Source organism: Nonomuraea sp. PA05 (assembly GCF_008086045.1).
Classification (GTDB): Bacteria; Actinomycetota; Actinomycetes; order Streptosporangiales; family Streptosporangiaceae; genus Nonomuraea; species Nonomuraea monospora.
Genome location: NZ_VSEY01000011.1, coordinates 165,503 through 184,804, shown reverse-complemented (window position 1 = coordinate 184,804; position 19,302 = coordinate 165,503). Strand labels below are relative to the sequence as shown.

20 protein-coding genes are annotated in these 19,302 nt (G+C 72.9%); 11 read left to right on the top strand and 9 right to left on the bottom strand.

Annotation, left to right across the window (positions count from 1 at the left end):
- Nucleotides 1–50: 50 nt before the first annotated feature.
- The 5 genes from FXF51_RS19390 (at nucleotide 51) to FXF51_RS19370 (ending at nucleotide 4,311) form a co-directional block, all read left to right on the top strand.
- Nucleotides 51–731 carry a MarR family transcriptional regulator gene (locus FXF51_RS19390; RefSeq protein ID WP_262379654.1) on the top strand — a complete coding sequence of 227 codons (681 nt, stop codon included), beginning with the start codon at nucleotides 51–53 and terminating at the stop codon, nucleotides 729–731.
- Between the two features lie 76 nt (nucleotides 732–807).
- Nucleotides 808–1,713: an ATP-binding cassette domain-containing protein gene (locus tag FXF51_RS19385; RefSeq protein ID WP_148435896.1), complete on the top strand. Its 906-nt coding sequence runs from the start codon at nucleotides 808–810 to the stop codon at nucleotides 1,711–1,713.
- Nucleotides 1,710–2,501: an ABC transporter permease gene (locus FXF51_RS19380; protein WP_148435895.1), complete on the top strand. Its 792-nt coding sequence runs from the start codon at nucleotides 1,710–1,712 to the stop codon at nucleotides 2,499–2,501. The genes FXF51_RS19385 and FXF51_RS19380 overlap by 4 nt, the downstream gene beginning before the upstream one ends.
- Nucleotides 2,502–2,512: 11 nt before the next feature.
- Nucleotides 2,513–3,676 carry a sensor histidine kinase gene (locus FXF51_RS19375; RefSeq protein WP_262379653.1) on the top strand — a complete coding sequence of 388 codons (1,164 nt, stop codon included), beginning with the start codon at nucleotides 2,513–2,515 and terminating at the stop codon, nucleotides 3,674–3,676.
- Complete coding sequence (locus FXF51_RS19370; RefSeq protein ID WP_148435894.1) at nucleotides 3,667–4,311, top strand: response regulator; 645 nt, start codon at nucleotides 3,667–3,669, stop codon at nucleotides 4,309–4,311. Before FXF51_RS19375 ends, FXF51_RS19370 begins: the two co-directional genes overlap by 10 nt.
- Here the strand turns inward: FXF51_RS19370 and FXF51_RS19365 are convergent.
- Nucleotides 4,308–5,027 (bottom strand): sulfotransferase family protein, encoded by a 720-nt coding sequence (locus tag FXF51_RS19365; protein ID WP_262379652.1) that lies wholly within the window; start codon nucleotides 5,025–5,027, stop codon nucleotides 4,308–4,310. The genes FXF51_RS19370 and FXF51_RS19365 overlap by 4 nt on opposite strands.
- Before the next feature lie 130 nt (nucleotides 5,028–5,157).
- Between FXF51_RS19365 and FXF51_RS19360 the strand changes: the two genes are divergently transcribed.
- Nucleotides 5,158–5,979: an aldo/keto reductase gene (locus tag FXF51_RS19360; RefSeq protein WP_316247624.1), complete on the top strand. Its 822-nt coding sequence runs from the start codon at nucleotides 5,158–5,160 to the stop codon at nucleotides 5,977–5,979.
- Nucleotides 5,980–6,067: 88 nt separating this feature from the next.
- The gene (locus FXF51_RS19355) at nucleotides 6,068–7,192 is read left to right on the top strand and encodes an acyl-CoA dehydrogenase family protein (RefSeq protein ID WP_148435892.1); all 1,125 of its coding nucleotides are present in this window, start codon (nucleotides 6,068–6,070) and stop codon (nucleotides 7,190–7,192) included.
- A 69-nt stretch (nucleotides 7,193–7,261) separates the two neighbouring features.
- Here the strand turns inward: FXF51_RS19355 and FXF51_RS19350 are convergent, their stop codons facing one another.
- Nucleotides 7,262–8,005 (bottom strand): maleylpyruvate isomerase family mycothiol-dependent enzyme, encoded by a 744-nt coding sequence (locus FXF51_RS19350; protein WP_148435891.1) that lies wholly within the window; start codon nucleotides 8,003–8,005, stop codon nucleotides 7,262–7,264.
- Nucleotides 8,006–8,069: 64 nt separating this feature from the next.
- On the opposite strand from FXF51_RS19350, the gene FXF51_RS19345 reads away from it, so the two are divergent.
- The gene (locus FXF51_RS19345) at nucleotides 8,070–8,984 is read left to right on the top strand and encodes a MerR family transcriptional regulator (RefSeq protein WP_148435890.1); all 915 of its coding nucleotides are present in this window, start codon (nucleotides 8,070–8,072) and stop codon (nucleotides 8,982–8,984) included.
- Nucleotides 8,985–9,076: 92 nt separating this feature from the next.
- Here FXF51_RS19345 and FXF51_RS19340 read toward each other — a convergent pair whose 3' ends face one another.
- Nucleotides 9,077–10,402, bottom strand: a complete 1,326-nt coding sequence (locus tag FXF51_RS19340; protein ID WP_262379651.1) for an MFS transporter — start codon at nucleotides 10,400–10,402, stop codon at nucleotides 9,077–9,079.
- 63 nt (nucleotides 10,403–10,465) lie between these two features.
- Between FXF51_RS19340 and FXF51_RS19335 the strand changes: the two genes are divergently transcribed.
- The 3 genes from FXF51_RS19335 (at nucleotide 10,466) to FXF51_RS19325 (ending at nucleotide 13,402) form a co-directional block, all read left to right on the top strand.
- Nucleotides 10,466–11,410: a LysR family transcriptional regulator gene (locus FXF51_RS19335; RefSeq protein WP_148435889.1), complete on the top strand. Its 945-nt coding sequence runs from the start codon at nucleotides 10,466–10,468 to the stop codon at nucleotides 11,408–11,410.
- A 35-nt stretch (nucleotides 11,411–11,445) separates the two neighbouring features.
- Nucleotides 11,446–11,781, top strand: coding sequence for a hypothetical protein (locus tag FXF51_RS19330; RefSeq protein ID WP_148435888.1), 336 nt, complete (start codon nucleotides 11,446–11,448; stop codon nucleotides 11,779–11,781).
- Nucleotides 11,782–11,860: 79 nt separating this feature from the next.
- The gene (locus FXF51_RS19325) at nucleotides 11,861–13,402 is read left to right on the top strand and encodes a benzoate-CoA ligase family protein (RefSeq protein ID WP_148435887.1); all 1,542 of its coding nucleotides are present in this window, start codon (nucleotides 11,861–11,863) and stop codon (nucleotides 13,400–13,402) included.
- Nucleotides 13,403–13,408: 6 nt separating this feature from the next.
- Here the strand turns inward: FXF51_RS19325 and FXF51_RS19320 are convergent, their stop codons facing one another.
- The 6 genes from FXF51_RS19320 to FXF51_RS19295 form a co-directional block, all read right to left on the bottom strand.
- Nucleotides 13,409–13,978, bottom strand: coding sequence for a class I SAM-dependent methyltransferase (locus tag FXF51_RS19320; RefSeq protein WP_148435886.1), 570 nt, complete (start codon nucleotides 13,976–13,978; stop codon nucleotides 13,409–13,411).
- Between the two features lie 198 nt (nucleotides 13,979–14,176).
- Nucleotides 14,177–15,697, bottom strand: a complete 1,521-nt coding sequence (locus tag FXF51_RS19315) for an acyl-CoA synthetase (protein WP_148435885.1) — start codon at nucleotides 15,695–15,697, stop codon at nucleotides 14,177–14,179.
- Nucleotides 15,698–15,730: 33 nt separating this feature from the next.
- On the bottom strand, nucleotides 15,731–16,708 hold the full coding sequence (locus FXF51_RS19310) for an LLM class flavin-dependent oxidoreductase (protein WP_148435884.1): 978 nt from the start codon (nucleotides 16,706–16,708) through the stop codon (nucleotides 15,731–15,733).
- A gap of 29 nt (nucleotides 16,709–16,737) precedes the next feature.
- Nucleotides 16,738–17,496, bottom strand: a complete 759-nt coding sequence (locus FXF51_RS19305; protein ID WP_148435883.1) for an aminotransferase class IV — start codon at nucleotides 17,494–17,496, stop codon at nucleotides 16,738–16,740.
- 35 nt (nucleotides 17,497–17,531) lie between these two features.
- Nucleotides 17,532–18,497, bottom strand: a complete 966-nt coding sequence (locus FXF51_RS19300; RefSeq protein WP_148435882.1) for an adenylate/guanylate cyclase domain-containing protein — start codon at nucleotides 18,495–18,497, stop codon at nucleotides 17,532–17,534.
- 29 nt (nucleotides 18,498–18,526) lie between these two features.
- Entirely contained in the window at nucleotides 18,527–19,279 is a 753-nt protein-coding gene (locus FXF51_RS19295) for a FadR/GntR family transcriptional regulator (protein ID WP_148435881.1), read from the bottom strand.
- Nucleotides 19,280–19,302: the final 23 nt, after the last annotated feature.

The following is a 19,302-nucleotide window of genomic DNA, read 5'->3' as shown; positions in this document are numbered from 1 at the left end:
TGCAATGGATGGGGGCGAAGGCAATAATGGCCGGCATGCCAGGAGGAAGGTTGACCCAGCGGGACCGCCACCGCATCGCGGCGGGTCTCGCAGACAGGCTCCCCTACGCCGAGATCGCCAGGCGGCTCGACCGGCCGACCTCGACCGTCAGCCGGGAGATCGCCCGCAACGGCGGCCCCACCGGCTACCGTCCCGAACAGGCGCACCGGGCCACGGAACGGCGGGCACGCCGCGGCACGCCCGCCCTCGCGCCCGGCGCCGCGGCGCCCTACGGCGAGCTGAGCGTCACGCTGGACGAGACCATCGAGATGGCGGTCAGGATGGGGCTGCCGAAAATGATGGCCCGCGTGCTCATCGGCCTGTGGCTGAGCGAGGAGGGACGGCTCACCGCGGCCGAGCTGACCCGCAGGCTCAAGGTCAGCCCGGCGTCCGTCTCCCTGGCCGTCGGCTACCTGGCCCAGCAGGGGCTGATCAGGCGTGAGCGTGACCCGCATCGGCGCCGCGACATCTACGTCGTCGACGACGACGCCTGGTACCACTCGATCGTGGTCAGCGCGCGGCAGACGGTCGAGGTGGCGGCGATGGCCGTGGCGGCGGCGCGGGCGCTCGGCCCTGACTCCGCCGTGGGCGGCAGGCTGGGCAGGGGAGGGGCGTACCTGGAGCGGATCGCCCAGGACACGATGGAGTCCGCCGAACGCTGGCGCGGCCTGCTGAACACGCAAGAGCGGTGATTACGGTTCACCGCCATCGGAGTCGGCGGGCTGCCCCCATGGCCGCCCGCTCCGCCCGCTCCTAGCGTGAGGGAGCGTGATCAGTCTCAAGGGTTTGACCAAACGGTACGGCGACCGGCTCGCGGTCGACGACCTGACGCTGGAGCTGAGACCGGGCACCGTCACCGGCTTCCTCGGCCCGAACGGCGCGGGCAAGTCGACCACGATGCGCCTCGTCCTCGGCCTCGATCGCCCCACCTCGGGCACCGCGCTCGTCGGCGGCGTGCCCTACCACCGCATCCCGAACCCGCTGCGCACCGTCGGCGCGCTCCTCGACGCGCGCGCCCTGCACCCCGGCCGCAGCGGCCGGGCCCACCTGGTGGCGCTGGCCCGCAGCAACGGCATCCCCCGGCGGCGGGTGGAGGAGGTGCTGGAGACCGTCGGCATGGCGGCGGCGGCGCGCAAGCGGGCCGGAACCCTGTCGCTCGGCATGAGCCAGCGGCTCGGCATCGCGGCGGCGCTGCTCGGCGACCCCGAGGTGCTGATGTTCGACGAGCCCGTCAACGGGCTCGACCCGGACGGCGTGCGCTGGGTGCGCGGGTTCATGCGGTCGCTGGCCGCCGAGGGGCGCACGGTGTTCGTCTCCAGCCACCTGATGAGCGAGATGCAGCTCACCGCCGACCACCTCGTGGTGATCGGGAAGGGCCGGCTCATCATGGACGCGCCGCTCGAGGACGTGCTCGCGAACAGCTCGCTCACGGCGGTGCTGGTCAGAACCCCGCACGCGGGCGACCTCGCGGCGCTGCTGCGCGGAGCGGGCATCGCGGTGGACCGGTACGGGGAGAACGAGCTGGAGGTCACCGGCGCCGCGATCGAGCGGGTCGGCGACCTCGCCCACGAGGCCGGGATCCGGCTGCACGAGCTGCGGGCCAAGGAGGCCTCGCTGGAACAGGCCTACCAGGAGCTGACCTCGGGCAGCGTCGAGTACGGGGTGAGCAGATGAGGGTCCTGCGGCAGGTGATCGGGGCCGAGTGGGCGAAGCTGTGGTCGGTCAGGGCCACGTGGTGGGGCCTGGCCTGCGCGTTCGCCCTCACCGTGCTGATCTCCGTCACCCTGGGCGGCGCGACGGCCACCGACGCGCTGCGCGACGGCCGGACCGGCGTGCGGATCGTCGCCAGCGAGGCCGTGGTCTCGGCCACGTCTTTCGTGCAGTTCGCGCTGGTGGCGCCCGCCATGCTGGTGATCACCGCCGAGTACGCCTCCGGCGGCATCCGCGCCACGCTGCAGGCCACGCCGGTGCGCGGGATCGTGCTGGCGGCCAAGGCGCTGGTGGTGGGGCCGGTGATGTTCGCGACGGGGGTGCTCACGGGGGCGGTCGCCACGGCGGCCGTGTACGCGGTGCTGTCGGCCGACGTGTTCGGCGGGCTCGTGGTGCTGCCGCCCGGCGAGGTGGTGACCGACCTGCTCGGGGCAGGGGTGTTCTACGCGCTGGTGTCCGTGCTGACGCTGGGCGTCGCGGCGGCCATGCGCAGCGCAGCCGGGACGCTGACCGTCATGTTCATGCTGCTCATGGGCCTGCCACTGATGATCCTCATGACCGGCGTCCCCGCGCTGCTCGACGCGTCGCTGCGGATGCCGATGTTCGCCGGGCTGGCGTTCATGGGCAGCACGGACAACCTCACCGGCGGGCCCATGCCGTACTCGGCGGGGGAGGGGCTGGCGTGGCTGCTGGCCTGGGTGGCGGCGGCCGTGGCGGCGGGCCACGCCGTCCTGCGCCGCCGCGACGCCTAGACTTCACGCCCGTGTCAGGCAACCGCATCGCCCGCCCCGTGACAGGAGTCCTCCTGGGCGCGGTCCTCGGCGTGGCCGAGCTGCTCTTCCTGGCCGTCGCGGCGCTCGCCGCGCCGATTCCCGCGCTGCGGCCCGCCGCCGCGCGCGGCCTGGCCCGGCTGACCGCGCTGGAACGCGCCCGCCTGTCCAGGTGGCTCGGGCACGAGGCGGCGCGGCACGACAGCGGGTACGCCTACCTCGCCGCCCGCGCCGCCCTGGGGGTCCTCGGCGGGTACGTCTGGGCGAGCGTCCTGTTCCTCAGCGTGCTGCTGCTGGCCGGCGGCACATGGGACCTGATCTGGGGAGACTCCGAGCCGGTTCCCCTGGAGCTGCCCGGCGTGAAGATCGTCACCAGTGGGGGCGCGCTCGGCATCACGGCCGGGCTGGCGCTGCTGGCGGTGCTGGTGCCGCTGCTCTGGGCCGCCGTCGCGCTCGACCGGCGGCTGGCCGCGCACTTCCTCGGGCCGGCCGGGGAGGAGCTGATGCGCCGGCGGATCGCCGAGCTGACCGAGACCCGGTCCGGGATCGTCAAGGCCGTGGACGACGAGCGGCGCAGGATCGAACGGGACCTGCACGACGGGGTGCAGCAGCGCGGGGTCGCGCTGGCCATGCTGCTCGGCCGCGCCCGCCACAGCCTCGACGGGAAGCCCGGCGCCAGTGCTTCGGCCGCCGAGCTGGTCGCCCAGGCGTGCGGCGAGTCCCGGCAGCTCCTCGACGAGCTCCGCAGCGTGGCCTGGCGCATCTACCCGACCGCGCTCGACGAGCTGGGCCTGCGCGCCGCGCTGGCCGGCGTCGCGGAACGCGCGGGCGTGCCCGTCACCGTGCACCACAACCTGACCGGCCGCCCCGCCTCCGAGATCGAGACCGCCCTGTACTTCGTGGCCCGCGAGGCCATCACCAACGCGGTCAAGCACGCCGGCGCCCATGACATCCTGGTGGTCCTGACCGAGGACGAGCGGACGGTGAACGTGGCGATATCGGACGACGGCAACGGCGGCGCCGACCCGTCAGGCGGCGGCCTGTCCGGGCTGGCCAGGCGCGTCCTGGCACTCGACGGCACGTTCACCGTCGACAGCCCGCCGGGCGGCCCCACCAGGATCGCCGCCACGCTGCCCAAGGCGCCGCCGTGCGGGTGATCCTGGCCGACGACTCCGTGCTGCTGCGCGAGGGCCTGACCCGGCTGCTCGACGACGCCGGCCACGAGGTCGTCGCCGCCGTCGGCGACGCGCCCGCGCTGCTCGACGCGGTCGCGCTGCACCGCCCCGACGTGGCGGTCATCGACGTGCGCATGCCGCCCGAGCACAAGGACGACGGGCTGCGGGCCGCGCTGGAGATCCGTGAGCGGCTGCCCGGCGTCGGCGTGCTCGTCCTGTCGCAGTACGTCGAGCAGCACTACGCCGCCAGGTTGCTGGCCGGGTCCACGGAGGGGCTCGGCTACCTGCTCAAGGACCGGGTCTCCGAGGTGGCCGAGTTCCTGGAGTCGCTGGAGCGGGTGCGGGCGGGCGGCACGGCGTTCGACCCCGAGGTGGTGCGCCAGCTCCTGGCCCGCACCACCCGTACCGACCCGCTGAGCAGGCTCAGCCCCCGCGAGGGCGAGGTGCTGCGGCACCTCGCCCAGGGGCTGGTGAACGCCGCCATCGCCGAGCGGCTGCACGTGTCGCTCAGCACCGTCGAGAAGCACGTCAACGCCATCATGGACAAGCTCGACCTGCCCCGCGACCCCGGCTACAGCCGCCGGGTGCTGGCGATCCTGCGCTACCTGGAGAGCTAGGCGCCGCTCTCGGTGAACGACGGGTGCGACAGGTCGCCCGACATCAGCCGGCCGAGGAACTCCCGCATCGACTTGCCGTCGTTGAGATGCGGGAACGGCTCGTCCGGCACGTCCGCGCCCAGGAACCGGCACAGCGGCTCCCAGCCTTCCCGCACGTCGAAGACCAGCAGCCGGTCGGCCGGCAGGCTCGCCTTCACGGCGGCCGTGTGCCGCTCGAACGCCGCCACGGCGCTCGCCTCGTCCACCGGCCCGTCGGCCATCGTCCTGCCGGGGCCGAACGTCGCGGCGGTCATGCGGTTGAGCACGGGCTGCAGCCGCTGCATCCCGCCGAAGACGGCCTTGGCCGCCGGGGGCAGGTCACGCTCGGCGCCCTGCGCCATGATGGTCCGGGGCCCGTTGTCGATCAGCGTCTGCATGCTGGCGTACCAGGCGCGCGGGTCGCGTACGGTGAGCACGACCTTCGCCTCCGGGTACGCCTGCGCCAGCTCCCGCCAGAAGAAGGAAGCCGGCCAGTCCTGTGTCGAGCGGAACCCGTCGAACAGCTTCTCCCAGTCGACCTCCTCGGCCTCCGCCAGCGGCAGCCAGTCGTCGACGCGAGCCGGCTCGGTCAGGATGTTGAACATGTGAAAACAGGGGCCGAATCCGAGCCGCTCCAGCGCGGCCTTCATGGAGCTGGTTCCGGTGCGCGGGAACCCCGCGCCAATCACGGTCAGCACAATCGCACCTCCACGAGTTGTCTACCGTACTAGTCGGAAACCTGCGCGTGAGTGTGACAGATTGCGGCGGATTGACCCCTGTGGCCGGAGGGTAAGGGGGAGTGTCAGCGTCACCCAAGGGGGAATGATCATGACCGTCATGCTCGCCGACGGCCGCCCGATGCCGCGCCTGGGGCTGGGCACCTGGCCGATGAACGACGAGGAGGCCCGGCAGGCCGTCACCCACGCCGTCTCGCTCGGCTACCGGCTCATCGACACCGCTGCCGCCTACGGCAACGAGGCCGGCGTCGGCGCCGCCGTGGCCGACGCGCCGGTGGCGCGCGAGGAGCTGTTCGTCACCACGAAGCTGCGCGGCTCCCATCACGGCTACGACGCGGCCATGCGCGGCTTCGAGGAGAGCAGGTCCCGGCTCGGCCTCGACTACGTCGACCTCTTCCTCATTCACTGGCCGCTGCCCGAGCGCGGGCTCTACGTGGACACCTGGCGGGCCTTCGTCCACCTGCGCGAGCAGGGGCTGGCGCGCTCGATCGGCGTGTCCAACTTCACCCCGGCGCAGATCCAGCGGCTGGTGGACGAGACCGGCGTCTGTCCGGCCGTCAACCAGGTCGAGCTGCACCCCGGCTTCCCCCAGCGCGAGCTGCGCGACTGGCACGCCGAGCACGACATCGTCACCGAGTCGTGGAGCCCGCTCGGCGCCGGCTCCAAGCTGCTCGACGAGCCCGCCGTCACCGACCTGGCCGCCGCCCTCGGCCGTACGCCGGCGCAGGTGGTGCTGCGGTGGCACGTGCAGCTCGGCGCGGTGCCCATCCCCAAGTCGGCCGACCCCGAGCGGATGCGGCAGAACTTCGAGGTGTTCGACTTCAGCCTGTCGCCCGAGGACCTGACCCGCCTGGCCACCCTCGACACCGGCGGCCGGCTCGGCGGCGACCCTGACACCCACGTCGAACTCTGACCACTCGCCGCTCTTCGCCTTAGCCTGGGGGATGAACGGTTCGCCTTGACGGGAACGCCCCCTTCCTGCCAACCGAGGAGCGGCGAGGATGCGCGACGAGGACACGTTCGAGGAGATGCTGGCGGAGCTGGCCCGCCGCCGCGAGGAGTTCCGCGAGCTGCGCTACGTCCCCAAGGACTTCGTCGACCGGCTCAAACGGCTCGGCCTCTACCGGGTGTCCACGCCGCGCCGCTTCGGCGGCGAGCCGATGCCGCCGGCCCGGTTCCTGCGCCTGATCGAACGCGTCTCGGCCGTGGACGGCTCGACCGGCTGGGTGGCGAGCTTCGGCTCCCAGCTCGTCTACCTGGGCTCGCTGCCGCTGGAGACCCAGGCCAGGCTGTACGCCGACGGCCCGGACGTCGTCCTCGCCGGCGGCCTGTTCCCCGTCCAGCAGGCCACCCCCACCGCACGCGGCTTCCTGCTCAACGGCCGGTGGAAGTTCGCCAGCGGCTGCATGGCCGCCGACGTGCTCGTCGTCGGCATCCCCGGCGACGACTCCACCTCCGGCAAGCCGCGCGGCGCCCTCGTCCGCCCGGAACACCTGGAGATCGTCCGCGAGTGGGACGTCGTCGGCATGCGGGGCACCGGCTCCTTCGACCTCGTCGCCCGCGACGTCGAGGTCGACCGCGCATGGACCTTCATCCGCGGCGGCGCCCCGGTGATCGACGAGCCGCTCTACCGCTATCCCGCCATCACCTACGCCGCCCAGTCGCTGTCCGTCGTCTCCGCAGGCGTCGCCCGCGCCGCCCTGGACCACGCGGAGGGGGAGGGGAGCGGGCGCGCCGGCATCACCGGCGCGCCGCGCCTGGCCGACCGGCCCTACTACCGGGCCGGCATCGCCGAGGCGGAGGCCATGCTGCGGTCCGCGCGCGCCTACTTCTACGAGGCGGCGGAGGAGGCGTGGCAGGCGCTCGACGGGGGCGGCGCGGTCAGCGACGCGCAGAACGCGCACCTGCGCCTGTCCGCCGCGCATCTGGCCAGGACGGCGGCGGAGGTGGTGGCCAAGGTCGTGTCGCTGGCGGGGACCGCGGCGATCTACCGTGAGCATCCTCTGCAGGCGTTGCTGGGGGACGCGATGGTGCCGCAGGAGCACGCCTTCCTGAGCCCGGCGATGTACGACGCCGCGGGGGCCGTCCTCATGGGGCTGCCTCCCACGGCGCCCGCCTTCCGCTGAGCACCGTACGCGACACGCCCGTACGAGCACCGTACGCGACACGCCCGTACGAGCACCGTACGCGACGCGCTAGAACGCGCTGTGCGCCAGCCAGTGCTCCAGCAGCGCCCTGTCCCCGCTGACGCCGGAGGGCGGCGTCCGCCGCGACAGCACCAGCATGATCTCGGTCACCGTCCCCGACACCACCACCTCGCCGGGCCCGTCCCCGCGCTCCCACCGAAGCCCCTCCGGCAGCCGGTGGATCACCCAGCCCGCCATCCCGCGAGCCCGGAACGCCAGCCGCTGGCCCGCCCCCCGCATCAGCGCCAGCTCCGGCTTGAACGTCTCCACCCGCGGATGCGACATCAGCTCCGCCCCCTCGGTGATGACGTCGGCGGCCAGATCATCGGCGACCTCGTACCCTGCGCCGGTCGTCAGCGCCGCGTCGTAACGATGGATGACGGTCTCGCACAACATCCTGCGCAGCCAGAACACCGCCGGCACCGGCCCCACGAACGACCACACCTCGGCGTCGGGGCCCACCTCCCGCACCGCCTCGGCCAGCTCCCGGGCCCCCGCCCGCAACCACGCCCCCCACTCATCGGGCCCCACGGGATCGGCCCCGGCCGCCGGATAGGGCACCGGAACGCCCCCGCGCACCAGCTCCGCCCCCCACCGGTTGGCCTGCCCGACATGCGAGACCAGAGTCCGCAGCCGCCACTCGGGACAGGTCGGCACGACAGCCTCCGGATCACCCCCGGCGACCGCCTCGGCGAACTCCTCCGTCTGCTCCCGCAGCCCCTCCACGAGCCGCGCGAAGTCCAGAACCGGCATCGGTGTCACTCCTCTCCTTCGGGTACGCCGTTACCGTAGAAACTCCAGCCGGGTGGAGGTTCAAGTGCTTTTACGCGATGAGACGCTCGGGATCGGAGAGCTGGCCCGGCTGACGGGTGTCCCGGTGCGTACCATCCGCTTCTACTGCGACGAGGGCATCGTCGCGTCGGTGCGCAGCACGGGGAACCACCGCAGGTTCGGCCGCGCCGCCGTGGACCGGCTCGTCCTGATCAGGCGGCTGCGCGCGCTCGGCCTCGGGCTGAACGCGATCGCGCGGGTGCTCAGCGGCGAACGTTCGATGGCCGACGAGGTGTCCGCCGAACGGGCCGCGCTGGACGCGCGGCTGGCCGAACTGGCCTGGCGTCGCGCCGCGCTGCGCGCCGTCGAGGAGGCCGTCCCGGACCAGCGGGCGTCCAGGCTCGAACTGCTGGCCGCCGTGGAGGACGCCGCCGCCGCGCGGGAGCGGCTGGTCGGCTTCTGGCGGCGGCAGCTGGTCTCGCCCGTCTCCGACGGGATCTACGCCTCGTTCCTGTCCATGGCCGTGCCCGAGCCGCCCGCCGACCCGACCCCGCTCCAGGTGGTCGCGTACGCCGAACTCGTCCACCTGACCGGCGACCGGGCGCTGACGAGCGGCCTGCGCGCCAGGGCGCTGGCCAACGCCCGCACGATCGGCGACGAGACTGCCCTGATGCACGGCGTCGGCGAGGCGGTCACGCTGGCCCAGCCGTGCGTGGTCGCCGGTGAGCAGCCGCGCCCGGGGCCGGAGCTGGACCGCTTCGTCGCCGCCCACGCCACCGTTCGCGGGCGCGACGACACCCCGGCCTTCCGCCGTGAGCTGATGGGCATCGTGGCGTCCGACCGCGATCCGCGCGTACGCCGCTACTGGCGGCTCGTGGGGGAGGTGAGCGGTGAGCGGGCCACGATCGGCGCGCTGGTCGCCTGGCTGACCGACTCCCTCGAACACTCCCTCACCCGCTGACGCGCGGGGCGGCGGTCGTGCGGTGTGAACGCCGGGTCACGGGCGCTGGGTCACGGGCGCCGGGTCACGAGCGGCGGGTCACGAGCGGCGGGTCACGAGCGCCGGGTCATGAGCACGGTGGCGGCGGCCAGCAGTAGCCAGGCCGACGTCATGACGATCAGCCACGTCCACCCCGCCCGGCCGTACACGACGGCGCCCAGGGTGCCGCCCGCGCCGCTGCCGAGGTAGTAGCAGAGCGTGTAGACGCCCGCCGCCCTGCCCCGGGCGGGCGGGGGCGCGTCGGCGGTCACCCAGGCGTTCGCGATGGCGTGCGCGGCGAAGAACCCGGCGGTCAGCACGGCGAACCCGAGCGCGATCACGGGCAGCGACGGGTGCGCGGTCAGCGCCGAACCCACCACCGTCACCGCCAGCGCCGCGACCAGCGCCGGCGTCCGGCCCAGGCGCGAGGCCAGCCTGCCCGCGGCGGCCGAGGAGGCGGTGCCCATCGCGTAGGAGAGGAACACCAGCGAGGCGGCGGCGGGGCTCAGCGAGATCGGCGGCGCGGCCAGCCGGAAACCGGCCGCGTTGTAGAGCGCCACGAACGCTCCCATCGCGAGCGCCCCGACGGCGAACGGTGCCACCAGCCCGAACCCGAGCCGCGCCCCATCCCCGCGAGGCGCAACGGCCACCGCCCGTCGCCCGCGCGCCTCTTCACCCCCGCGGGTTTCCCCGCGCGCCTCTTCACCCCCGCGGGTTTCCCCGCGCGCCTCTTCACCCCCGCGGGTTTCCCCGCGCGCCTCTTCACCCCCGCGGGTTTCCCCGCGCGCCTCTTCAGCCCCGCGCGTCTCCTCGCCGGTTTCCCCGCGCGGCAGGGTCACCGCCGTGAACAGCGCGCACACCAGCGAAACCCCCGCCACCGCCACCAGCGACCCGTGCCACCCCATCGGCCCGGCGGCGAACCCGGCCCCGAGACGGCCCAGCATGCCCCCGACCGAGTTGCCCGCGATCATCGCCCCCACCGCCCCGGCGAGGCGGGCCGTGCCGACCTGGTCCGCCAGGTACGCCGCCGCGACCCCCGCGAAGCCGGCGATGGCCACCCCTTGCACCCCGCGCATCACCAGGAACGCGGAAAAGGACGGCGCCAGCGGCAGCAGCAGCCCGATCACCGCCGACACCACCACCGACCAGAGGATCACCCGCCGCCGCCCGACCACCCCCGCCAGCCACGCCAGGGGCAGCACCGCGACGGCCAGTGAGGCGGTCGCCACCCCGATCGCGAGGGAGGCGCTGCCCGGATCGAGCCGGTACGCGGCGGCGAGCTGGGGAAGCACCGGCTGCGGCGCGTACAGCAGGGCGAACGACGACAACCCCGCCGCCGCCACGGCCGCACTCACGCGCCGGGTGTCGGCGACCGGTTCGGAAGCTTGGAGAACCACCACCCCCCAAACGCTAAGCAAGGCTAATAAATACGTCTAATACGTCACCATGCGATAATCCATACGATGATGGATGATTCCGATGACCGGCTGGCCGCCCGCCTGGCCCCGGCCCTCGCGCTGCTGGCCGCCGTGGGCGAGACCGGGCACGTGACGCGCGCCGCCGAGCTGCTCGGGATCCCCCAGCCGACCGCCAGCCGCCGGCTCGCCGCCCTGGCCGAGCTCGTCGGCGCCCCGCTCGTCCTGCCCTCGGGCCGTGGCATCCGCCTGACCAGGGCAGGACGTACGCTGGCCGCCGCCTCCACCCGCGCGCTGGCCACCATGACCGCCGCCGCCCGCGAGGTGCGCGAGGAGATCGACCCCGGCAGCGGCCGCATCGTCCTCGGCTTCCTGCACCTGCTCGGGCGCACGCTGGTGCCGTCCCTCATCGGCGGCTTCCGTGAGCGCAACCCGGGCATCCGCTTCAGCCTGGCGCAGGGCTCGCGGCAGGACATGCTGGACGCCCTGCGCGAAGGCGAGATCGACCTGGTGTTCGTGGCGCCCATGCCGCTCGACGACCCCGGCCTCGTCAGCCGCCCGCTCGCCGACCAGGAGCTCATGCTGTGCGTGCCGCCGTCCCACCGCCTCGCGGCCAGGGCGCGGGTGCGGGCGGCCGAGCTGGCGGGGGAGGAGTGGGTGACGCTGGAGCACGGGTACGGGCTGCGGCAGATCACCGATGACCTGTGCGCGGCGGCGGGGTTCGAGCCGCGGATCGCGTTCGAGGGGCAGGAGTCGGAGACCGTGCGTGGGCTGGTGGCCGCCGGGCTGGGGGTGGCGATTCTGCCGCGGTCGGATCAGGCGCCGGCGGGCGGGGTGGTGGAGATTCCGCTGTCGCCGGCCCTGTTCAGGACGGTCGGGGTGAGCTGGCCGGCGGGGGAGCGGATGACGCCCGCGGTCCGTGCCTTCCGCGACCACGTCTGCTCGCGCCCCACCGGCCTGGGCCCCGCCTTCCGCCCCCCGGCCGGTGCGTGAGCGCGTGAGATCCGGGCTGCGCCAGACTGGGCCCCATGACACATGACGGGGATGCGGGAGTGCCGGGTTCGCTGGCGCGGGTCCTGGCGGAGGTGGCGGCCGAGAGGGCGGCGCAGGACGTACGGTTCGGCATGCAGCTGCTGCCCGACGGCACCGGCGGCGAGGAGACGGTGGCCGCCTCCGACCAGGCCAGGGACGCGACGGACACGGCGGCCAGAGGAGGGGCGCTGACCTGGCGGCACATCCTGGCCGAGGAGGTCATGGAGGCGTTCGCCGAGTCGGATCCCGCCCGGCTCAGGGCGGAGCTGATCCAGGTGGCGGCCGTGGCCGTCAAGTGGACCCAGGCCCTCGACCGCAGGCCGTCCGCGTAAGTTCTACAAGTCATTGACGGGCTACCCATTCTGTGTAGAAGATTTGGCAACGATTGCCCGCCTGAGGATGGGGACGGCCATGACGTCCGAGTCGTTCAATGCCAGCGTCCATCTCACCGACCGCCACGTCGCGGCGGGCCGGGGCGACCACGTCGCGATCACCGGCCCCGCCGGCACGCTCACCTACGCCGAGCTGGCCACCCAGGTGGCGGAGCTGGCCACCGGCTTACGGAAGCTGGGTGTCAGGCCGGAGGAGCGGGTGCTGCTCGTCATGTCCGACCGTCCCGAGACCGTGGTCACCATCCTGGCCGTGATGCGCATGGGAGCGGTCGCGGTGCCGGTGTCCACCATGTACAACGGTGCTGAGCTGGGGGATCTCGTCAGGGACTCGCGGGCGCGGCTGGTGGTGGCCACCCCCGAGTTCGAGCCCGCCGTGCGTGAGGCGCTGACCGGCGCTCCCGAGGTGACCCGTCTGCTGCTCACGGACCGCGATTGGGGCGAGGTGGCGGCGCCGGGCGGGCCGGTCGATCCGCCGTACGACACCTGGCGCGACTCGCCCGCCCTGTGGCTCTACACCTCCGGCACCACCGGCGCCCCCAAGGCCGCCATGCACCGGCACGGCGCGATCAGGGACGTCTACGAGACGTACGGCCGGCAGGTGCTCGGCATCCGGCCGGACGACCGGTGCCTGTCGGTGGCGCGGCTGTTCTTCGCGTACGGGATCGGCAATTCGATGTTCTTCCCGCTGGCGGCGGGGGCGACCGCGATCCTCGATCCGGCCAGGCCCACGCCTGGCGGGGTGATCGCGCGGGTGGCGCAGGAGCGGCCGACGTTGTTCTTCGCGGGCCCCACGTTCTTCGCGGCCCTGCTCGCTGCCGCTGCCGACGACACCGCCACCGCCGACGCGTTCTCGTCCGTACGCCTGGCCGTCTCTGCGGGCGAGGCGCTGCCCGCCGAGATCTACCGCCGCTTCACCGGCCGCTTCGGGGTCGACGTCATCGACGGCCTGGGCTCGACGGAAGCGCTGCACATCTTCATCTCCAACCGCCCCGGCCAGGTCCGCCCCGGCACCTCCGGGACCGTGGTGCCCGGCTACGAGGCCCGCCTCCTCGACGAGCGGGGCGAGCCGGCCGGGGTGGGCGAGCCGGGCCAGCTGTACGTGCGGGGCGACTCGATAGCGACGGGCTACTGGTGCCGGACGGCGACCACCCGGCAGGTGTTCCAGGGGGAGTGGCTGCGCACGGGCGACACGTACGTGCGGGAGGAGGACGGCTCCTACCGGTGCCTCGGCCGGTCCAACGACATGATCAAGGCGGGCGGGATCTGGGTGTCGCCGATGGAGGTGGAGGCGCGGTTGCTGCAGCACGAGTCGGTGGGGGAGTGCGCGGTGGTGGCCTACATCGACGGGGAGGGCCTGGAGAAGCCGGTGGCGTGCGTGGTGGCCGCTCCCGGGCGGACGGTGGACGCCGGGGAGCTGATCGGGTTCTGCCGGGACGGGCTGGCGTCGTTCAAGCGGCCCCGCGAGGTGCTGGTGCTGGACGAGCTGCCCAAGACGGCGACCGGCAAGATCCAGCGCGTGGTGATCCGCCGGCTCGCCGCCGACCGTCTGGACAAGGGCTGACCGCCGCTACGAAGGCCCGGCGCCGTAGACGGTGACCGCGAACGGGCGTGGCGGAGCCGGGTAGACCTCCTCATCCAGCCGCCGCAACGCCCCGTGCGCGTCCAGATACCCGTGCAACCGATCGGCCTCGGGCCACGGATGCACCGCCACCAGCACCCCGTCGGGCTTCAACAACGCGCTGAGCTGCGCGGAAGCCCGTTGCAGCCGCTCGTGCCGCCCCAGGTAGTACAACGTCTCCGAGCAGAACGCCAGGTCGAAGCCGGGCTCGGCGGGATGGGTGAGGAGGTCGGCCTGGACGAACCGCACCCGCCCGTCCTTTTCCTGCACCCGTTCCCTGGCCCGCGCCAGCGCCCGCCCCGACACGTCCATCCCGGTGATCTCGGCGTCAGGAAAGGCGGCGGCGAGCGCGTGCGTGAAGACGCCTTCCGCGCAGCCGACTTCGATGATGCGCCGGTACGGCCGGGGCGGCACGTGTTTCAGCGTGGACCGGTACTTGTGTTGCTCGTAATCGTCGGTGGACAGTTTCCAGGGGTCGGGGGTGCGGTGCCACCAGTCGAAGTAACGGCGCAGGATCATGCCCTGCCCCTTGGGGGACAGCAGGGAAAGGGTCCGGAAGAACGTACGATGCGCGAGCTCAGGAAGGCTGGGCACGGGCGGCCTCTCTCGGTCGGGGACAAGGGGGTCGTCCGGGACGTGAGGTGCAGTCGTCGTCGAAAGGGAATGCCCGCTCAACGAGCGGGCGATGCCCGATGGTGCCCGTTTCCCGAAAATGATTTAGGAAATGCCGCTGCGCAGCTCCCGCTTCAGTACTTTTCCGGAGGCGTTTTTAGGAAGTGATTCCAGGAAAACAATGCGTTTGGGGGTTTTGAACGGCGCGAGCCGCTCCCGCAGAAACGTGATCAGCTCCTGCTCCGTCACCCCGGCCCCCTCGCGCAGCACGACGGCCGCCGTCACCGCCTCGATCCACTTGTCGTCCTGGATCCCGAACACCGCCGCCTCCGCCACCGCGGGATGCTGGTAGAGGGCCTCCTCGACCTCGCGGCTGGCCACGTTCTCGCCACCCGTCTTGATCATGTCCTTCTTCCTGTCGACCACCGACAGGTAGCCGTCCTCGTCCATGACCCCGAGGTCGCCGCTGTGGAACCAGCCGCCGCGGAACGCCTCGGCGGTCTTGTCCGGGTCGTCCCAGTAGCCGAGCATGGCGTGCGGGCTGCGGTGCACGATCTCGCCGACGACGCCGGGCGGCACCGGCCGGTCCGCGTCGTCCACGATCCTGGTCTCGACGTTCAGCGCGGGCCGCCCAGCCGAGCCCAGCCGGGTGAGCTGCTCCTCGGGGCCGAGGATGGTGGCGACGGGCGCCATCTCGGTCTGGCCGTAGAAGTTGAACAGGCGCACGTCCGGCAGCCGCGTGGCGATCTCCTTCAGCACCTCCACCGGCATGATGGACGCGCCGTAGTACCCCTTGCGCAGCGACGACAGGTCGCGGCGGTCGAAGTCGGGGTGGCGCAGCAGCGAGATCCAGACCGTCGGCGGGCAGAACAGCTTGGTGGCCCGCTCGCCCTCGATGGTCGCCAGGATCGCCGCCGGGCTCGGCCCCGGCAGGATGATGTTGGTGGCGCCCAGGTAGACGCCCGGCGTCAGGAAGCAGTGCAGTTGCGCGCAGTGGTAGAGAGGCAGGGCGTGCACCTCGACGTCGTCGGCGCTCATCTCGCCGTCCACCACGCACGTCACGTACTGCGCGATCAGGCTCCTGCTCGACAGCGTGGCCCCCTTGGGGCGGGACTCGGTGCCGCTGGTGTACATGAGCTGGATCGGGTCGTCGTCCGCGATCTCCACCTGGGGCTCCGAGCCGTCCTCGAAGGACGACCAGGCCGTGAACGGCTCCCACCCGTCCCGTCCCGCGCCGATCACGCCGCGCACCGCGACCTCGGGCGTGACCGCCACGGCCGCGACCGGCAGCAGCGCCTCCTCGGCCAGCATCCCGGTGGCGCCGGAATGCCGCAGGATGTACGCCACCTCCTCGGCCCCCAGCATGAAGTTGATCGGGACGGAGATCGCCCCCAGCCGCGCCAGCGCGAAGTAGGCCACCACGTAGGCGTGGTTGTTGTGGCTGAGGACGGCGAACCTGTCGCCCTTGCCCACGCCCCTGGCGGCCAGCGCGTTGGCCGTCCTGTTCACTGCCAGGTCGAGATCGGCGTAGCTCTGCCGCAGGTCGCCGAAGACGACGGCGGTCTTGGCGGGGTGCCGGGCGGCGGTGCGCCGCAGGAGGTCACCGATGCCGTGCTGACGGATCATGCGAACACCCTTCAGAACGATGTTCGGGCGATCTTAACCCGTGAGCAGCTCCGCCAGCCGCCGGTAGGAGTCCAGGCGCCGGTCCAGGTCGTAGGTGTTCATCGTGACCAGCACCTCGTCGGCTCCGCTCGTCTCGACCAGCGTGCCGAGCGCCACCGCGACCTCACTCCGCGTGCCGTGGATCCGTCCCTTGAGCGCCTCGTCCAGATAGGCCCGCTCCCGCGCCCCCAGCTCCATGCGCGCGATCTCCTCGGCGGGCACGAGCGGCGGGAAGGAGCCGCCGGTGCGCGAGCGCACCGTGGCCCACGCCTCGGGCAACTGCAGCAGCGCCGCCTCCGGCGCGTTCGCGCCGACCGCCACGTCCACCGCGACCATCACATACGGCCGCGCCGCCCACCCGGACGGCCGGAACGCGGCCCGGTAGCGCGCCACGGCGTCGAGCATCCGCGCCCCGCCACCGATCACCATCGGCAGCCCGTGCTCGGCCGCGAGGTCCGCCCCCGCCCCCATGGCCAGCACGAACACCTCCGGCCGCGACCCCTCGGCGGGCAGCGCGTGCACGCCGGGATACGCGTCCTGCGTGCCGGTGAAGTACCCGAGCAGCTCGGCGAGCTGGTCGCCGAACCGGTCCGCGTCGTCCTTGCCGTGCCCGAGCGCCTTGCGGATGCCCCCGGTGAAACCCACGGAACGCCCCAGCCCCATGTCCACGCGGCCGGGGAACAGCGACTCCAGCACGCCGAACTGCTCGGCCACCACCAGCGGCCGGTGATTGGGCAGCATCACGCCGCCGGTGCCCACCCGGATCCGCGACGTCGCCGCCGCCACGGCCGCCGCCAGCACGGTCGGCGCCGACCCCGCCACGCCGGGCACGCTGTGGTGCTCCGACACCCAGAACCGGTGATATCCCAGCTCCTCGGCCTGCTGCGCGAACGCCACGGTCTCGCGCAGCGCGGCGGCCGGGGTCGAGCCGCGGCGGACGAGCGAACGGTCGAGAATCGAGTAGGCGGTCATGTACGGGTGCAACACACCCGCCGCTCAGATCAATCCACCGGGTCGGCGGGGACGCTCTCGTAGTGCTCGGCCAGCCGCGCCACCAGCCCGGCGTCCTGGCGCAGCGGCACGCCGTCCACCCTGCCGACCGGCATCACTCCCCAGGAGTTGCAGAGGAACACCTGGTCGAAGTCCGGCAGATCGGTCACCTTGACCGGGCGGCGCTCCTGCGGCACGTCCAGGTCCCGCAGCAGGCTCATCGTGATCCCGAGCAGCATCGGCGCGTCCGGCCAGATCAGGCGGCCGCCGGCGAACGCGCCCAGGTTCGTGATCGCGCCCTCGCTGATCAGGCCGTCGCCGGTGGTGAGCAGCGCCTCGTCGAACCCCGCGGCGGTGGCCCGGCGGACGATGTGCGCCTGCTGGAAGCCGAAGGCCTGCTTGATGTGCGGCAGATAGCGCTGGTAGACGACCGGCTTGACGTGCAGGAGACCGGGGAGCGGAGCGTGCGGCGGGTAGGCGGCGGCCACGACCCGCGGCCGGCCGCCGTGCTCCACGACGTTCACCCGCAGACCGGCGTCGCGCCCGCCGGTGCCCAGCACGGCCCTGATCGAGGCCAGCACCGCCGCCCGGTCGATCCCCGCCCCGAACAGCTCCCTGTTGGCCGTGTCGAGCCGGTCGAGGTGCCGGCCGAGCCCGCGCACCCGCCGATCCCTGACCTGCATGGCGGTGAAGTGCCCGTAGCGGGCGTCCAGCATGAGCCGCGCCTCGGCGCCCACCAGGTCGCCGTCCACGGCGGTACGTCCCGTCACGATGATCTACTTTACGGGCTCCCCGCGGTGAGAGCTCAGGCGCTCCCGGCGCGCATCACCGTGTACGGCGCCAGCTCCCCCAGCCCCCGCACCGACAGCCGGTTGACCTCCCGCAGCCGGAACGCCCGATCCCCCTCCAGCTCCTCGGCGAGCTGCGGATCGGCCAGGATCGTTCCCGGCAGCGACAACGCGGTGAGCCTGCTGGCCAGATTGACGGTGGTGCCGAACACGTCGCCCATCCGCCAGATCACCGGCCCCGAGGCCAGCCCCACCCGCAGCTCGGGCATGTCCTTGCCGCGCGCGTGCGTCTCCACCAGCCGCAGCGCGATCTCGGTGGCCACGTGCGCCTTGTCGCTGACGAACAGCACGGAGTCGCCGAGGGTCTTGACCACCCGCCCGCCGGACGACGTCACGATGTCGGCGGAGCGCCCCTCGAACCTGTCGATCAGCCTGGCCAGCTCCCCGCCGGTGATCTGCCTGCTCAGCCGGGTGAACGCGACCAGGTCGGCGAAGCCGACGGCGAGCCGTACGGCGCTCATGTCCTGGTCGGCGATGCGCCCGGCGGCGGCGGCGAGCTGGCGCTGCCAGGCGTAGACCAGCAGTTTGGCCAGGTCGGGCACCACCCGCTCGGCCCGCCTGCGCCAGGCGCGGGGCCGCTCGGCGAGCGGCACGCCGGCGTTGTCGAGCGCCTCGGCGCCCAGCTCGGCCTGCGACTCGGCCAGCCTGGTGGTGGCGCGGCCCAGCGAGCGGGCGATGAGCAGGACGTGCTCCTCGTCGTAGACGCCCGAGGTCACCATGCCGAGCAGTGTCTTGAGCGCCTCGACGTCGGAGGCGGTGAACTCGACGGCGTCGTCGGGCACGTTGGCGAACCCCAGGGCACGCCAGAAGCGCCGCGCACGATAGACCGGCACCCCCGCCATCTCGGCGACCTGGTGACTGGTGTATCGCCGCGGCTCACGCAGAAAGGCCTCCGCCAGCCCGTCCCCGTCCACGCCCGCCACCTCGGCAACATAACACCCTGTGGGCCAAGTCACTCCAACAGTGCCCTCAGGGCACTCCGCTCTCCTTCATCTACATACCCGGCGTAGTAGTCATACATCGCTTTTCTCGACAATCGCGCGGCCAGGGGGCCGTCGCCGGCCCGGACGGCGGCGATCACCTCCTCGTGGTGGCGGATGCTGCGCCGCATCAGCTCCTCCCGGTCGGGGGCCGCCGCGATCCGCTCCGCGATGAGCTTGACCACGATGGAACGCACCACGTCCGTGCAGACCTGGATGAGCTTGTTGCCGCACGCCCGCGCCACCGCGTCGTGGAAGGCCACGTCCGCCGCCCCGAACGCCTCCTCGTCCTGGCCCACGGCGGCCCGCATGGCGGCGACGGCCGCGTCCATCTCGGTGAGCTGGCCCTCGGAGCGCAGCCGCGCGGCCAGCAGCACGGCGGAGCCGTCCAGCACCATCCTGAACTGCACCAGCTCGCCCAGCGACAGCTCCGCCACCCTGGCGAGCGTGGTCATCGACTTGTGTAATGCGGCGGGGGAGAACGGCAGCACCTCCGCCCCGTTCGGGTCGCCGGGCCGCGAGCGCACCAGCCCGCGCGCCTGCAGCACCCGCAGCGCCTCCCGCACGGTGGACCGGCTGACCGAGAACTGCACCATCAGCTCACGCTCGCTCGGCAGCCGCCCGCCCGGTGCCAGAGCGCCGCTCTCGATGGCCTCCTCGACCTGCTCCACGACCCGCTCGTAGGCGCGCACGGCACGCACCGGCTCGAAGCGCGGACCACCCATGCAAGCCCCCTTGACCCGAGCCG

Coding starts and splice junctions, on each gene's coding strand:
- FXF51_RS19320 (WP_148435886.1), bottom strand. CDS start 13,978: ATGATCCTGCGCCGTTACTTCGACTGGTGGCACCGCACCCCCGACCCC.
- FXF51_RS19350 (WP_148435891.1), bottom strand. CDS start 8,005: ATGCCGGTTCTGGACTTCGCGCGGCTCGTGGAGGGGCTGCGGGAGCAG.
- FXF51_RS19295 (WP_148435881.1), bottom strand. CDS start 19,279: ATGGGTGGTCCGCGCTTCGAGCCGGTGCGTGCCGTGCGCGCCTACGAG.
- FXF51_RS19330 (WP_148435888.1), top strand. CDS start 11,446: ATGACACATGACGGGGATGCGGGAGTGCCGGGTTCGCTGGCGCGGGTC.
- FXF51_RS19315 (WP_148435885.1), bottom strand. CDS start 15,697: ATGATCCGTCAGCACGGCATCGGTGACCTCCTGCGGCGCACCGCCGCC.
- FXF51_RS19380 (WP_148435895.1), top strand. CDS start 1,710: ATGAGGGTCCTGCGGCAGGTGATCGGGGCCGAGTGGGCGAAGCTGTGG.
- FXF51_RS19335 (WP_148435889.1), top strand. CDS start 10,466: ATGATGGATGATTCCGATGACCGGCTGGCCGCCCGCCTGGCCCCGGCC.
- FXF51_RS19355 (WP_148435892.1), top strand. CDS start 6,068: ATGCGCGACGAGGACACGTTCGAGGAGATGCTGGCGGAGCTGGCCCGC.
- FXF51_RS19310 (WP_148435884.1), bottom strand. CDS start 16,708: ATGACCGCCTACTCGATTCTCGACCGTTCGCTCGTCCGCCGCGGCTCG.
- FXF51_RS19360 (WP_316247624.1), top strand. CDS start 5,158: ATGACCGTCATGCTCGCCGACGGCCGCCCGATGCCGCGCCTGGGGCTG.
- FXF51_RS19325 (WP_148435887.1), top strand. CDS start 11,861: ATGACGTCCGAGTCGTTCAATGCCAGCGTCCATCTCACCGACCGCCAC.